This window comes from Chryseobacterium sp. S0630 (assembly GCF_024158915.1).
In the GTDB taxonomy this organism is placed as follows: Bacteria; Bacteroidota; Bacteroidia; order Flavobacteriales; family Weeksellaceae; genus Chryseobacterium.
The window spans coordinates 1-15935 of the sequence record NZ_JAMZGF010000027.1 but is presented as its reverse complement, the minus strand read 5'-3'; the positions used below and the strand labels follow the sequence as shown (position 1 = coordinate 15935).

Here is a 15935-nt window from a genome sequence, read left to right as displayed (position 1 = left end):
TAGATCTATCATTATTTCTTTTTTTTTAAACTTAAAAAAAGATGTTTCAAATTATTGTAAATTCGTGGATGTGTTAATAACCAAAAACTTATACATGAAGAAAATCTTATTTTTATGCTTACTAATGGTAAGTATTGTACTAAGTGCTCAAATCAAATTAGGTGCAGGAAGTACAGATACAGGTAATGCTCCAGTCAATACAGATTATAGCACGTCCTATTCTCAGCAGATTTTTACAAAGCAAGAAATTAATGCTGATGCCGCAGGAAATATTACCGGGCTTAAATTTTATGTAACTTCATCTGCAAATCCAGCGTACTCGTCAAGTTGGGATGTATATATAGGACATACTACAAAAACCACCTTTGCGCCTAATGATAACTGGATTTCAAGCGGACAAATGACAAAGGTTTATTCTAGTGCTATTTATAATGTAAATGGAATTATAGATATAACATTTACGACTCCTTTTGCATATGATAATGTCCGGAACTTAGTAATTGCAGTTCATGGAAAGGTATCTAACGACAATCCTTCTAATCAATTTTTTGTCTACAATACTACAGAAGGAGGGGGGCGCTATCTTTTAAATCCTGGTTTTGGAGATCCTTCTACTAGTAATCAGGGAAATGTTTTGCCGTATAAATCTGTAATAACTCTTAAGGGCTTGGAGCCGAGTGTTTTACCAGTATGTCCTGCAGTATCTTATCCTGTTAATAATGAAGTGCTTGTACCTACTTCACCCGTGATTACCTGGGCTGCATCACAAGGAGCGACAAGTTACAAAGTTTCAATAGGGACTACACCAGGAGGAACTGATGTGGTAAATCAACAGTCTGTAACGGGAACAAGTTTCACCCCATCGTCTCCGCTTTCACTGACTACCACATATTATCTTAAGGTGACGGCAGTAGGATCAACAGGGGAATCCTACGGTTGTGCTAATATCAAGTTTACAACTGCACCATTAACTCCATCTAATGATGAATGTGCAGACGCTGTGGAGTTGGTTGTGAGCCCAACTATAGATTGTACAAATTTTACTCCTGGTACAAATTTGATGGCGTCTGTATCTAATCAGGGACAGAATTCATGTATTAATTCTTATAGTCATAATGATGTGTGGTATAAATTTACTGCTATAGCTTCCAAACATATGATTAAATTAAGTAATATAACCTCCGTAGGAGCAGTAAATAATAAGTTTATATATTTTTCTGTTTTTAAAGGAAGTTGTGGTAACTTAACAAATATTGCATGTAGCGACGAAGCTCAATATTATTCAATAGTAAGTAATCTTACTCCGGGTGAAACTTATTATGTAAAAGTGTTTACTCGTGCTAATTATGGTGCTGCTCAAAATTTTGATATATGCGTGGTAACGTTTCCGCCACCACCAGTCAATGATGAATGTGGAAATGCTATAGACTTACCTGTAAATCCTGATTTGAATTGTGCAAGCATTACTCAAGGAACCATTATATCCGCGACAGATTCCAGTCTGTCACCTGTTACTTGCTATAATAGTCCTAATTATGATGTATGGTTCAAATTTACAGCAACAGGCAATAAGCATGTTATTAAATTAAGCAATATTATCTATAAAGTCCCGGTATTTTTTGCTCCTACTTTACGTTTTCAGGTTTATAAGGGGGATTGTAATAGTTTAGCTAGTCTTTCTTGTTCTTATCTGAATGCTTTGGCTGTAGATAATCTTACAGTAGGAGATACTTATTATATAAGGGTTTATAGTAGTTCGACGCAACAATCCAGTGCTATGGATTTTGATATATGTATAGGGACAGATAATACACCACCTCCTCCCAATGATGAATGTATAAATGCAATTACTTTACCTGTAAATTCTGATGTGAATTGTTCCGTTGCAACAGCTGGAAGTACAGTGGGGGCTACAGCGTCGAATATATCAGCTCCTACATGCAATGGTGTTGCAAAACCGGGAGATGTATGGTTTAAGTTTACGGCCACTGCAACAGGTCATTTGATTCAATTGAAAGATTTGGTTTCTCTTGGGGTGCAGTTCGGTAATGAAATCTACTTTCAGCTTTTTAGTGGTGATTGTGGTAACCTTACAAGTATTAATTGCTCACATCGTATGGGTGGGGTTTCCGGGCTTACAATAGGCCAAACTTATTATATAAGAGTATTTAATACTAGATACCCAAGTGAAGTTGTCGGATTTAATATATGTATTGGAACATTGCCTCCGGTTCCAGTTAATGACAGTTGTTCCGGAGCTTTGGTTGCTTCTGTATTTCCTTATAGTTACACACAAACAGACGCGTTAGCTGCAACTAATAATAATGGATTTGTTACAACTTGTAGCCCGGCAATGAATGATGGTACATGGTTTACGTTTACAGGGGATGGTTCTACTCATAAAATTATAGTATCACCTATAGGAAATGAATTTCCTAAGGTTGGAGTTTATAAAGGAGGATGTGGAAGTTTAACTTGTATTACCAGAGGTTGGCATTCTACACCAATATCTATTGATACTGTTCCGGGAACTGTATATTATGTGAATGTTGGGAATGAAAGTTCAACCGTGGATTATTTAGAATTTCCTTTTACAATTACTATTTCCAAAGGGACTTTGGGGGTTTCTGAAGTTTCTAAAAACGGAGAAAGTATAGAGGTTTATCCAAATCCATTTACAAACGTACTGAATATTGCAAAACCAGATAAAGTAAAATCAGTTTCTATTCTGGATTCTACCGGAAGATTGATTAAAACAATTGAAAAACCTTCCTCTGAGCTTCATTTGAAAGATCTGAAAGAAGGAATGTATTTAGTAGTACTGCATATGAAAGATGGATCTAAACAAACCGTTAAAGCAATTAAGAAATAAATAATTTCTTTTAAAAATAGAAAAAAGAGACTGTTCAATTTGAGCAGTCTCTTTGTTTATAAGGTGAATTGTCTTTTGTTGAAAGAAAATTTGTATTTGTTGTCATATGATGAAAAAAATATTTTTTTTATTGCTGATTTTCACTAGATTTGATTAACTAATACTGATTTATATGAAAAACTTTTTACTCGTTGGTTTCTTAATAACTGGCTTTTTATCCTCTGCGCAAACCTATTGTACGCCTGCGTTCGCTAGTGGCTGTAGCGGTGGGGATATGATAGACACTTTTGCAATTCCGGGAGCGGGATTTGATCATTCTAATACAGGTTGTTCTACTAATGCCTATGGAGATTATACTTCTATGACAATTAATCTCAGTGCAGGTTTAAGTTATGATTTTAGCGTTAAACATGATTACAGTGATCAGAATGTTCGTATCTGGATAGATTTCAATAACGATGGAACTTTTGATGATGCAGCTCCGGAGCTTGTAGCTTCTGCAAGCAGTACGTTTGTAGGAGGGGATAATATTACAGCAGGACTTATAACAATTCCTTCAACTGTAACTCCAGGTACTTACAGAATGAGAGTGGGTGACAGGTTCTCCGGAGATCCTATTCCTTGTAATACAGATGGATATGGAGAAGCTCATGATTATACAGTTGTAATTGGGGCGGTTCCGACTTGTTTTGCACCATCTGCTTTAACGGTATCTGCTATTACGGCAAATTCAGCTCAGGTAGCATGGACAGCTCCGACTTCCGCTCCGGGAAGTGGTTATGAATATTATTACTCAACTTCCAGTACATATCCTACTGCTGCAACAGTAGTTTCAGGGTCTATCAATGGATTGACTACAAATTTACCTTCTCTTGCACCAGCTACTATTTACCATGTGTGGGTACGTTCTGTATGCAGTTCTTCTAATAAGAGTGCATGGTCTCAAATGGCCACATTTATGACCTCGTGTGTTGCGGTGGGAGTGCCTTATGCATTGGATTTTGAAAGTATAACTCCACCAGATATGCCAACTTGTACCTCGGTAGTGAATGATGGGGCAGGAAATATGTGGGAAACAGGTGATCTGGATGCTCAAGGATTTACTGGAAATGTTCTTCAGTATTCTTACGACTATGCAGAGAATGCGAATACCTGGTTTTTTACCAACGGAATTAATCTTACTGCAGGAGTGACCTATAGAATTAAATATAAATATGCCAATGCGGAAGGAACTGTATATGCTGAAAAACTAAAAGTAGCCTACGGAACTTCGGCTACAAGTGCGGGAATGACCAATACATTGGCGGACCACTCGGATGTTGTTATCAGCACCGCAACAAGTGCTTTTGCGAACTTCACGCCAACAACAACGGGCGTGTATTATTTTGGATTTCAGGCCTATTCTGATGCTAATATGAATAAATTATACGTTGATGATATTAATATAGATGTAGCACCAGCTTGTAGTGAACCTAATGCATTAGCTGTTTCAAATATTACCGCTGCAGGAGCTACAGTTTCCTGGGCAGCAGCCACTCCGGTTCCGGCTAACGGCTATGATATTTATTACAGTACAACCAATACAGCACCTACAGCAACAAGTACCCCTAACTTTACAGGAGTTACAGCAACCACTTATAATATTCCAGGTTTAGCTGCTTCCACTCCTTATTACGTATGGGTAAGATCTGCATGTAGTGCAACCAGTAAAAGTATATGGAGTGATTCTGCTACCTTTACAACATTATGTTCAAGTACGAATATTCCTTACACAATAGATTTTGAAAACGTTACTGTTCCGGATCTGCCTGGTTGCACAAATAATGTTAATGCGGGAACAGGAAATGATTGGGAAACAATGGATCCTCCTTCCGATAGCCAGGGATTCACTACCAATGTGTTGAAATATCAGTATAACTCTTCCAATTCTGGTAATGCATGGTTCTTTACACAAGGATTGAATTTGACGGCAGGAGTGCAGTATACCATCAGTTATAAATATGGTAATAACTCATCAACCTATGTTGAAAAATTGAAGGTAGCGTACGGAACTTCACCAGCTGCAGCAGCTATGACAGGTTCTATCGCAGATTATCCTTCAATCAATGATGAAATGGCTCATACAGAATCTATAACGTTTACAGTGCCTACAACAGGAGTGTATTTCTTTGGATTTAATGCTTATTCAGATCCGGACCAGTATAATCTGTATATTGACGATATCAGTATTAATAATGCGAACCTGGCAACAGCTGAAGTTGCTAAAGCGAAAAATAATATCCAGGTTTATCCTAATCCATTTACGGATGTATTGAATATCTCTGATGTGAAAAATGTTAAAAATGTAACGGTGACAGATGCTACAGGAAGATTGGTGAAAACTATTACCAACCCTGAATCTACAATCCATTTAAGAGATCTGATGCAAGGAGTTTATTTAATAACACTTGAAATGAAAGACGGATCCAAGCAGACTATTAAAGCTATTAAAAAATAATTCATCATTTAAATAAAAAAAGGGAGGCGGGTCATTGATGATCCGTCTTTTTTTATGGAGATTGAATAGAATTTGATTTGAAAAATATTGATGAAAAAAGATGAGCAAAATACTTTGCTCATCTTTTTTATTTTGTTCTATAGTTCTAGTTGATTATAAATTATTCCCCATTGCGTATTTTACATTACTCATCATTTATTGGGTACAGGCTGTATTTCTCCTTTATTCATAAGGTCAAAAACAGTAGGGAAGAACATTGCTAATATAAAGTAGATGATGATCATCAGCACGATCAATGCAAAAAGAATAATCACTAAGCTATTCGGTCTGTTTTTCTTTTTTGGTTCCATGATTTTGTGGTATTTGGTGAATAAATTTTACTTATACCAAATATTAAGCTAATTTCTTGCCACATTTCTTACAATACCTTGCATCATCATCAATATCATCATTACCACAGCGGTCGCATACTATTTCCAGGTTCTGTCTTTTGTTTCTCATTTCGGCCGTTACAATACCGGTAGGAACTGCAATAATGGAATAACCCGCCAGCATAAGAATAACAGCAAAGAACTTTCCTAAAGGCGTGATAGGTGATACATCACCGTACCCTACAGTAGTTACTGTAACAACTGCCCAATAGATGGATTGAGGTATTGTTTCAAAGCCTTCTCTTCCGCCTTCTACCATAAACATAAGCGATCCTACAATAACTGAGAAAATAATCAGAAAAAGAAGGAAGATGTAAATTTTCCTTGAACTGTTTTTTAAAGCCCTTACAATAAAATATCCGTCATTCATAAAATCCAGTAAGTTGAAAATTCTGAACACTCTCAGCATTCTCAGCATTCTGAAAATCAGGAAATATTTAGTAACAGGGAAAATAAAGCTTAGAAAAAAAGGAACAAGAGCCAGGAAATCTATAATTCCGAAAAAACTGAAGATATAATTCCGTTTATTTTTTACCACCGCAATCCGCATAGAATATTCTGCTGTAAAAAAAATAGAGATGATCCATTCGAGGATCAGAAAGGTATAATGGAATCTTTTATCAAGCTTTGGTACACTTTCCATCATAATAATAGCAGTACTGGCAAGAATCAATGACAATAATATGATGTCGAACAGTTTTCCAAGCTTCGTATCGGAGCGATAAATTATACGATAAAGGAATCTTTTCCATAAAGTGTCCTCAGGAATCAGATTATGTTCTCTTTCCATTTATATAAGGTTATTTCACAGCGAAGTTAATAATTTCTATAATGTATACGGTAAATATATGATTGTTAAAAGAATCTTGCAAATGTTAAAGGAAAATCTATCATTAAAAAGTGAATTATATGGTATTAATTACATGGTTTTCAATATGTTATATTTAGTAAAATACGAATAAAATATGACATATAAAAATTAAATTTTTAACATTTTTTTGGTCCAAGTTTGTAATTTTATTCTACAAAAGCTTTATATCATGAGAAAAATTTTAACCTTGTTTATTCTGTTTATTATAAGCAGTTTTGCTAATGCTCAGGTTGGGATTAATACTGCAGCGCCAAATGGGGCTTCAGTACTGGATATAGTTTCCAACCAAAAAGGAATTCTTATTCCTCGTCTTACAGATACTGACCGGGATACCAACCTGGCAGATAACGATGTTTCCACAGTACCTCCTGCAGGTGTGGTAAACCCTAACCTTACTGCAGGAACCCTTATTTTTAATACGACAACAAATAACTTCCAGTATTGGGACGGTACCCTCTGGAGACAGCTTTTTGTTCCCACATCTTCTCAGGCTGGTAACGATGGTGTCGTTAAAATCAATTCTGGAAACGCAAATGTAAAACCCTCATTCAGTTTAAGTGCAGCAGGAAGCGGCTACGGCCCAAGACAACAGGTACTTTATGCTACTCCGCTAGTATTTGCCGCAAGCCCTACTACAAGCTGGCCGGAAACCACTGTTCCATTTCCCGGAGTAACCAGTAATATCTATATCTCGGCAACTGGTAAATGGCGGGAAAATGAAATTTACGGGCAAGTACATGTATGGAGAGTAATTGCTACCATCACTCCAGGATCCAATTCTTCAGGATCTATAAAAGCTACTTTTAAAAATCCTGATTCAGGCTTTGAAATTAACTCTATTCAGCTGGTTCCAAGTGGCTCAAGTGGAACGGGTAACATTCTTACCTTTTATTTCTATACCATTGCAGACCCTGCAAGTCTTGATCCGGGAAGAGGATATCAACTTTTTATGGAGTCTGATATCAACTGTGGTGTTGTCGTGGAATCCTTTACAAGAGTATCTCTTTTCAAAGATTAACAGTCTTTTTTAATATCAAAATAAAACCGGTTGATGAAAGCCGGTTTTTTTATGGTTGTGGAAATTTTTCCCGTAAAATTAATATCTTCGCTGTAACTGTAAAATATAAAATTAATGAAGCTAAAAACTGTAATTGCAAAGATTGAAGAGGAAATAAGTATCAGACAGGCAGAAGATTTTGATAATGTGGGATTACTCTGCGGGGTTTACGACCGTGATGTGTCAGGGATTCTGGTTTGCCATGATGCGTTGGAAAATGTGGTTGATGAAGCTATTGAGAGAAACTGCAATCTGATTGTGTGCTTTCATCCCATTATATTTTCCGGATTAAAATCTTTAACAGGGAAGAACTACGTAGAGAGAGCAGTTTTAAAAGCTATTGAAAATAAGGTTGCCATCTATGCCATCCACACCGCATTTGATAATGATTTCTTTGGAGTCAACCATGGAATATGCAGTCAGTTGGGATTAAAGAATATGAAAATTCTTCAGCCTAAAGAAAATAATTTAAAACAGTTGACGGTTTTTGTTCCCAAAGACTATTCAGAAAAAGTAAAAGAAGCCATGTTCTCAGCCGGAGCAGGAAATATCGGATTTTATGATGAATGCAGTTTTACAGTGAATGGTAACGGAACATTCAGGCCTGTAGAAGGTTCAAATCCGTTTTCAGGACAGCAGGGAGTTCGTGAAAATGCAGATGAAGATATGATCTCTGTGATTTTTGAAGGTTTTAAACAAGGGCAGATTGTGGGTGCTATGAAGACAGCACATCCTTATGAAGAAGTAGCCTATCAGGTTTATAATCTGGATAATAAAAATCATCATGCCGGCTTGGGAATGTACGGTGATCTGGAAGAAGAAATGGATGAAAAAGATTTCCTTGGATTTGTAAAAGAAAAATTTGGTTTGGAAGTGATAAAACATTCCTCTTTTAATAATAAAAAAATCAAAAGAGTAGGGGTTCTGGGAGGCTCAGGAGCAAGTGGAATACGATCTGCAGCAGCCAGGAAATGTGATGCTTATCTTACCGGAGATCTTAAATATCACGACTATTTTCTGGCTGAGTCTAAAATGCTGATCTGTGATATAGGACATTATGAATCAGAACAATTTGTTGCTCAACAATTATTTGAAATTTTATCACAAAAATTTAGTACATTTGCAATTTCAAAATCTATTGAAAAAACAAACCCAGTAAATTATTTCATTTAAATATGGCAAAAACCAACGATATTTCAGTTGAAGAAAAATTAAGAGCTTTATACGATTTACAGATCATTGATTCAAGATTGGATGAAATCCGAAATACTAGAGGAGAATTGCCAATTGAAGTTGAAGATCTTGAGATTGAGATTGAAGGTCTTGAAAAAAGAGCTGAAAAATTTCATGCTGATATCAAAGATCAGGACGATCAGATCAAAACAAAGCATGAAGTAATTAACCATGCTAAAACTTTAATTGAGAAATACAAATCTCAGCAGGATAATGTAAGAAACAATAAAGAGTTTGAAGCATTAGGGAAAGAAATGGAATTCCAGGATCTGGAAATTCAGCTTGCTGAAAAAAGAATTAAAGAATTCGGAGCTAAAATCGCTCACAAAAACGAAACTTTAAGCGAACTGAACTCTAAGATCGATGATTTGAAAAGCCATTTGAAATTCAAGAAAGAAGAATTGGATGGTTTGATCTCTGAAACGCAGAAAGAAGAAGAATATCTTTTAGAGCAGTCTAAAGAATTCGCAGGTAAAATTGATGAAAGATTATTGGCTTCTTACAACAGAATCAGAACCAACTCTATCAATGGTCTTGCAGTAGTAGGATTAGAAAGAGGAGCTCCAAAAGGATCTTTCTTCACTATTCCTCCTCAAAAGCAAATGGAAATTGCTCAGAGAAAGAAAATCATCATTGATGAGCACTCTGGAAAAATCCTTGTTGATGATGAATTGGTAATGGAAGAAAACGAAAGAATGAAATCTGTAATTAAATTCTAATTATTGATTTTAAAACATATAAAAGCTGTTTCAGAAATGAGACAGCTTTTTTTGTGTATTCAATAGAAACGGGCTTTAGCCCGTTTAATTTTTTACGGTGTTCTTTTCATTTCGTAGGAATCTTTGCACATTCTTTTAATATGATATAGATTCCTATGGAATGACAAAGTTGGCGTTAATCATTAAGGTTGAAAAAAACAATGGAAAATCATCAATAGGAACGGGCTTTAGCCCGTTTAATCAAAATGAAATTTTAGCCAAAACCTATAAAAATATTCAAAATAAAGGACTTCGTTATAAATAAAAAAGAAAGTTATTTTTCAATCTGTTTTATTAATATATTACTCTTTCTTGTTTCCATAATGAAAATTAATCTCTTTACACAGTTTGATGATTGCTGCTTTTCCAGACGGTTTGAAGCCAGTAAAGGAATACTCATTATCTGTTCCCTTATTAAATACTTTATGGATTCTGGCAGGAATTTCAATTTCTGTAATTGAAGCGTTACAGCTTAAACAAATACTAATCTGATTGATTTTTTTATTGTCTTTAAAAAACACTAATCCCAGATGAGGTTGAAAACATGCCGCAGAGCTCTCACCATAGCTTGAATTTTTTGCTAAGGCAGATAGGATCTGATCGGCTTGTTTTTGAGTCAGAAACTGTTGTCTCAGGATCACAGGGATAAATTTTCCTTTTCTATCAATTGGATTAGGATAGGTCTCTTCGTCACCAGCAAAATCATAAGCAATAATTTTATCATAATCAAGCTTGTTAAAAGGAACCCCGTTTTTTACATTGGGTTTTATGATTTCAGCAGTTTGAATATAATCATTCAATGTTTTCTCTTTTAACGTGGAATCTGATAAAAGTTGTGGAATTTCTATTTTTTCCTCAGCTATTGATTTTGTGTTTTCAATCTGTTGTTTACATGAAAACATAAAAAATACCAATCCAACAAAAGTGGATTGGTAGATGAATTTATACTTAAATAATTCCATTGAATAATTATTCCTGATGATCATACATCTTATTATACAAAGCAATAAACTTCTCTTTTACCGCTTTTCTTTTCAGTTTTAACGTTGGAGTAAGCAATCCGCTTTCAATGCTCCATATTTCAGGAGTAAGCTCGATTTTTTTGATTTTCTCCCAGTTTCCAAGGTGCTCATTGATGCCGTCGATCTCTTTTTCAATTCTTTGCTTCAATTCAGGGCTTTTTGCAATCTCTTCCGGTGTAGCACCGATGTTCAGATTATTTCTTAAAGCCCAGTTTTTAGCAAACTCAAAATCAGGCTGTACCAAAGCACACGGCATTTTTTCACCATCACCTACAACCATAATCTGCTCTATGAATTTTGAAGCTTTTGCTAAGTTTTCAATAGTCTGTGGAGCAATATATTTTCCGCCGGAAGTTTTGAACATTTCTTTCTTACGGTCAGTGATCTGTAAAAATCCGTCACTGTCGATATGTCCAATGTCTCCGGTTTTAAAGAATCCATCCTCTGTAAAAGCTTCTTTCGTCATTTCTTCATTCTGGAAATATCCTTTGAATACCGATGGTCCTTTCACTGTAATTTCACCGTCTTCCTGAATTTTAACTTTTAAATTATCCAATGGAATCCCTACGGTTCCCACTTTCATTTTATCAAAGCTGTTGACAGAAATTACAGGGGAAGTTTCTGTTAAGCCATAGCCTTCCAGAATTGGAATACCAGCATTCTGGAACATCAGGTTAAGTCTTGTAGATAATGCTGCAGATCCTGAAACCAAAGTCACGATTTCACCACCTAAACCTTCTCTCCATTTAGAAAATACAAGCTTGTCAGCAATAATTTCCTGAAGCCCGGACGGTTTTGAAATGGTTTTCTTTTTGGTAATCAGGTTCAGGGCCCAGAAGAAGATTTTTGATTTTAATCCTCCGGCTGAAGATCCAGTATTGTAGATTTTATCATATACTTTTTCTACCAGTCTTGGTACTACAGTCATATAATGAGGTTTCACTTCTTTTACATTTTCACCCATTTTCTCGATGCTTTCAGCAAAATAAAGAGAAAAACCGTTGTACTGATAAAGATAGAACAGCATTCTTTCAAAAATATGACAGATGGGAAGGAAGCTTAATGCTCTTGTTTCCTTGTAATCCAGACTTCTTTTCTTTGGAATTCTTGGTATGGCTCCCAATACGTTTGAAACAATATTATTATGCGTAAGCATTACTCCTTTTGGTCTTCCTGTAGTTCCGGAAGTATAAATAATGGTTGCAAGATCTTCTGTATTGATGGCATTGGAAAGGTCTTCTACTTCAATTTGGGTAGATTCATCCTTACCCAGATCCAGAATTTCTCTCCAGTTGGCAGCTCCACTGATATTATCAAAAGTAAAAATTCCCTGTAAACTTGGGATATTATGCTTTACTTTCATTACTTTATTCAACAGCTCTTTATCAGAAACAAAACAATACTGAATTTCAGCATTATTGAAGATGAATTCATAATCTTCAGGAGAAATACTTGGATAAACCGGTACTGAAACAACGCCGATCTGAGAAAGTCCAAAGTCCATGATAGCCCATTCTGTACGGGAGTTGGTTGTAATCAAAGCGATTTTATCACCTGGTTTTATACCAAGCTTCAATAATCCTCTGGATATCTTATTTCCCTCATTAATAAACTCCTGTGTAGAAGTTTTTTTCCACTCACCATGATATTTTGTTACAAACATATCCGTTTTAGGATATTTTTCTAAAGCATAGTGTGGAATATCGAATAATCTCTTGATCGTCATGATTTTTTACGTAATTTATAAAGAAATTTAAATATAAGCATTTTTTTTAATTGAAAACATCTCAATGTGATAATTAGGAATTAGTTAAATGCTTACCATAATAGTTTGAATCAAAAAGGAGGCCGGAAGCCCTGAAGTGGGGATTTTGTATTTCCAATGATTCTTTTATGAAGGTTTATTTTTTTTCATCTGTTTTATATTGTCTTCTTAACCCATGATCTCAGATCCCTAAACAAGTATCCCATTATCATTAAACCTCCCCAAACCTGCCTTTTTCCCGCTTTTAATTTATTTTTTCAGATTTGCTTAAAAAGTGTAAATTTACGGCTATCTAATTATTTTTTTTATGGACTTTAATTTATCGGAAGAACAGCTGATGATTCAGCAGGCAGCAAGAGATTTTGCACAGAACGAACTTTTACCTGGAGTGATTGAAAGAGACCGTGACCAGAAATTCCCTGCAGAACAGGTGAAGAAAATGGGAGAAATGGGACTTTTAGGAATGATGGTAGATCCAAAATACGGCGGTGCAGGTATGGATAGCGTTTCTTACGTACTTGCAATGGAAGAAATTGCAAAAGTGGATGCTTCTGCAGCTGTTGTGATGTCTGTAAACAACTCATTGGTTTGTGCCGGTCTTGAAAAATTCGCTTCTGAAGAGCAAAAAGTAAAATATCTTACTCCACTGGCAAGCGGGCAGGTAATTGGAGCATTTGCATTATCTGAGCCGGAAGCAGGTTCTGATGCAACTTCTCAGAAAACTACTGCTGAAGACAAAGGAGATTACTATCTTTTAAATGGTATCAAAAACTGGATCACCAATGGTGGAACAGCTACTTATTATATCGTAATTGCACAGACAGATCCTGAGAAAAAGCACAAAGGAATCAATGCTTTCATCGTTGAAAGAGGATGGGAAGGATTTGAAATTGGATTAAAAGAAGACAAACTAGGAATCAGAGGAAGTGATACTCACTCTTTGATCTTTAATAACGTAAAAGTTCCGAAGGAAAACAGAATCGGTGCTGACGGATTCGGGTTCAACTTTGCTATGGCAGTATTGAACGGAGGAAGAATTGGTATTGCTTCTCAGGCTTTAGGAATTGCTTCAGGTGCTTACGAACTGGCATTGAAATATGCTAAAACAAGAAAAGCTTTCAAAACTGAAATCATCAACCACCAGGCTATTGCATTCAAATTGGCTGATATGGCTACTCAGATCACTGCTGCAAGAATGTTATGTTTCAAAGCTGCTTGTGAGAAAGATGCTGGGAAAGATATTTCTGAAAGCGGAGCTATGGCAAAATTATATTCTTCTCAAGTGGCAATGGATACTACTATTGAAGCAGTACAGATCCACGGTGGATACGGATATGTGAAAGAATACCACGTAGAAAGATTAATGAGAGATGCAAAAATCACTCAGATCTATGAAGGAACTTCTGAAATCCAGAAAATCGTGATCTCCAGAAGCATCGCAAAATAACATTTTATAAAACACACTACCTATGAAAAAATCTTTGTGGATCACCCTTGGGGTTGTACTGCTGTTACTGGGCGTATTTGTCTGGTATAAGTACTATTTTGTTTTCGGAGAAGGAGTAAAATCCGGATACCTGAACTATGCTATGAAAAAAGGTTATGTTTTCAAAACTTATGAAGGCAAGCTGATTCAGGAAGGCTTTGGAAGAGGAAAAACAGGAACAATTACAAGCTATGAGTTTGAATTTTCCGTAGATGATCCCGAAGTTTTCAAACAACTGGAAACCAACAGCGGTAAAACTTTTGACCTGCATTACAAAGAGTACAATGGCGCACTTCCCTGGAGAGGAAACACAAAGTTCATTGTAGATAAAGTAGTGAATATGAAATAAAACAAATAAGGCTCTCAATAGAGGGCCTTATTTTACACCAAATCACAAAATATTAATATATGAAATAAAATTTCCAAATTTCTTTTGAACCCTGTTTCACAACGAAGATTCTTTACATTTTGCTTATACTTAAAGTTAAGAGTTATTTTTCTAATAAGCAAGCACTTTCTTTTACGTTTGATAAAATTAAACATAAGAATCGAACTTCAATTCTAAACCTCATTAAAAAAATATTAAAAATCTACCCTGAGGAAAGATTGAAACCTAGTGAGAATCATTATTAGGAATGTTTCTGTTCTTCTTTTTATAGAAATAATATCCAATACCGGCAATCAGGAATAAAGGCCATAATGGAAGGATAAACAGGAATATTGAAGTAATAACATCCCAGCCGGATTCAATGGCAGCCAGTGATTTTCCACCAAAAGTTTTAGGCTCTGTTTCTGTTTTAGCTTTATCGCTGATATTTACATTGATTGTACAGATGGTATTGTCTGCGTAGTTTCGCCCGGAAACCTGAATATCTTTTGTATCAATATCTCCAACATTGCTATTGATAGCGTCCATTAATCCATCAAAATGCTGCATAGGAACTTTGATGTCAAGGCTGTATATTTTTTGATCTTCTCCATGAGGGCTGGCAGATTCTACATAAGAAAGATTTTCACTTTTGATATAGCCGTTATTTCTGTTCGCTTCTTCCCGGATAATTTCCTTTACCGTTTCCACATTCTCTGCGGTTATAGAAAGATATCCTGATTTTACCATTTTATCTTTAGGCATATTCAATTCGTAACTGTCATTCTTAGGCTTTTCTTTATAAATGATTTTTGTTTCTTTAATAACCTTTGGTGCTGGAGTTTTTGCTGCAATTTTTTCAGATTTCTTTGCTATAGAATCTTTTTTCTCAATTTTTGATTCCAGTTTTGTATTGGCAATTTTATCAGATAAAGAATCTACCATTTTGGAGGTATGTTCTATCTTTTCCTGGATGTCATTTTTAGTATTCTCAAAATCTTTTATTTTAATATTAGCAGAATCCATAACCTGGTCTACTGTTTTACTGGCATTTTCAACGGTTTCTGAAGCAACTGTAGCCGCACTGTCGGCTGAATGGATTGCTTCATGTATTTTATCCTGTGTAGCTTCCGCTTTTTTACACATAATGAAAGTGCTTGATACAGCAACGAGTAAGATGAACTTTTTCATAAGATTAATTTTTTTGATGAAGTAAAATTAGAAGGGAAGTTCTTGTAAAGATTGTAAATGAAATGTATTGTGCTGGTAAAATAGTAACTGTTATATTTTCAATGTTTTGTATTTGTTTTACAAAAGATTTACAAAGTATTTAGTTTTGTTTAATAGCAAAATGCTTATTAATTGAACATGTTATTGATGGGTAGATTCCTACGGAATGACAAAGTGTGTGGATAAATTGCAGCGCTCAGTATGTCATTCCGTAGGAATCTACTGTAGTTTAAATTATGCTATATAATTAAAGCATAAAAAAATCCGCAGAAATGGACTGCCCCCAAAAAGTTAGACACTTTTTAGGGGCATTTTTTATGTATAAAAAAGAAAAATTTAGCGTTGC

At 35.4% G+C, this 15935-nt stretch carries 12 protein-coding genes; 7 read left to right on the top strand and 5 right to left on the bottom strand.

The genetic code is table 11. The annotated features are described in order from the left end of the window. The first annotated feature begins 94 nt into the window (after positions 1-94). Together NK356_RS13215 and NK356_RS13210 are read left to right on the top strand one after the other, a co-directional pair. Positions 95-2872 carry a T9SS type A sorting domain-containing protein gene (locus NK356_RS13215; protein ID WP_081906432.1) on the top strand — a complete coding sequence of 926 codons (2778 nt, stop codon included), beginning with the start codon at positions 95-97 and terminating at the stop codon, positions 2870-2872. 172 nt (positions 2873-3044) lie between these two features. Next, entirely contained in the window at positions 3045-5369 is a 2325-nt protein-coding gene (locus tag NK356_RS13210; RefSeq protein ID WP_253317197.1) for a GEVED domain-containing protein, read from the top strand. Positions 5370-5560: 191 nt separating this feature from the next. On the opposite strand, the gene NK356_RS13205 is transcribed toward NK356_RS13210, so the two are convergent. Together NK356_RS13205 and NK356_RS13200 are read right to left on the bottom strand one after the other, a co-directional pair. Further along, the gene (locus NK356_RS13205; RefSeq protein ID WP_156106430.1) at positions 5561-5719 is read right to left on the bottom strand and encodes a hypothetical protein; all 159 of its coding nucleotides are present in this window, start codon (positions 5717-5719) and stop codon (positions 5561-5563) included. Between the two features lie 43 nt (positions 5720-5762). Beyond that, the gene (locus tag NK356_RS13200) at positions 5763-6590 is read right to left on the bottom strand and encodes an ion transporter (RefSeq protein WP_253317196.1); all 828 of its coding nucleotides are present in this window, start codon (positions 6588-6590) and stop codon (positions 5763-5765) included. A 250-nt stretch (positions 6591-6840) separates the two neighbouring features. Between NK356_RS13200 and NK356_RS13195 the strand changes: the two genes are divergently transcribed. The 3 genes from NK356_RS13195 to NK356_RS13185 all read left to right on the top strand — a co-directional run bounded on the left by NK356_RS13195 (position 6841) and on the right by NK356_RS13185 (position 9680). Continuing rightward, positions 6841-7689, top strand: a complete 849-nt coding sequence (locus NK356_RS13195; RefSeq protein WP_051934309.1) for a hypothetical protein — start codon at positions 6841-6843, stop codon at positions 7687-7689. 114 nt (positions 7690-7803) lie between these two features. Continuing rightward, positions 7804-8901 carry a Nif3-like dinuclear metal center hexameric protein gene (locus NK356_RS13190; RefSeq protein ID WP_034695296.1) on the top strand — a complete coding sequence of 366 codons (1098 nt, stop codon included), beginning with the start codon at positions 7804-7806 and terminating at the stop codon, positions 8899-8901. Positions 8902-8903: 2 nt separating this feature from the next. Next, on the top strand, positions 8904-9680 hold the full coding sequence (locus NK356_RS13185; RefSeq protein ID WP_034695298.1) for a zinc ribbon domain-containing protein: 777 nt from the start codon (positions 8904-8906) through the stop codon (positions 9678-9680). A 341-nt stretch (positions 9681-10021) separates the two neighbouring features. On the opposite strand, the gene NK356_RS13180 is transcribed toward NK356_RS13185, so the two are convergent. Together NK356_RS13180 and NK356_RS13175 are read right to left on the bottom strand one after the other, a co-directional pair. Further along, the gene (locus tag NK356_RS13180; RefSeq protein WP_253317195.1) at positions 10022-10681 is read right to left on the bottom strand and encodes a hypothetical protein; all 660 of its coding nucleotides are present in this window, start codon (positions 10679-10681) and stop codon (positions 10022-10024) included. 7 nt (positions 10682-10688) lie between these two features. Next, positions 10689-12467, bottom strand: coding sequence for a long-chain fatty acid--CoA ligase (locus NK356_RS13175; protein ID WP_034695302.1), 1779 nt, complete (start codon positions 12465-12467; stop codon positions 10689-10691). Between the two features lie 346 nt (positions 12468-12813). On the opposite strand from NK356_RS13175, the gene NK356_RS13170 reads away from it, so the two are divergent. Next, a complete protein-coding gene (locus NK356_RS13170; protein ID WP_034695304.1) occupies positions 12814-13953 on the top strand; it encodes an acyl-CoA dehydrogenase family protein in 1140 nt (379 codons plus the stop codon). Between the two features lie 22 nt (positions 13954-13975). Continuing rightward, positions 13976-14341 (top strand): hypothetical protein, encoded by a 366-nt coding sequence (locus NK356_RS13165; RefSeq protein ID WP_034695305.1) that lies wholly within the window; start codon positions 13976-13978, stop codon positions 14339-14341. A 264-nt stretch (positions 14342-14605) separates the two neighbouring features. Here NK356_RS13165 and NK356_RS13160 read toward each other — a convergent pair whose 3' ends face one another. Then, a complete protein-coding gene (locus tag NK356_RS13160) occupies positions 14606-15550 on the bottom strand; it encodes a DUF4349 domain-containing protein (RefSeq protein ID WP_253317194.1) in 945 nt (314 codons plus the stop codon). Positions 15551-15935: the final 385 nt, after the last annotated feature.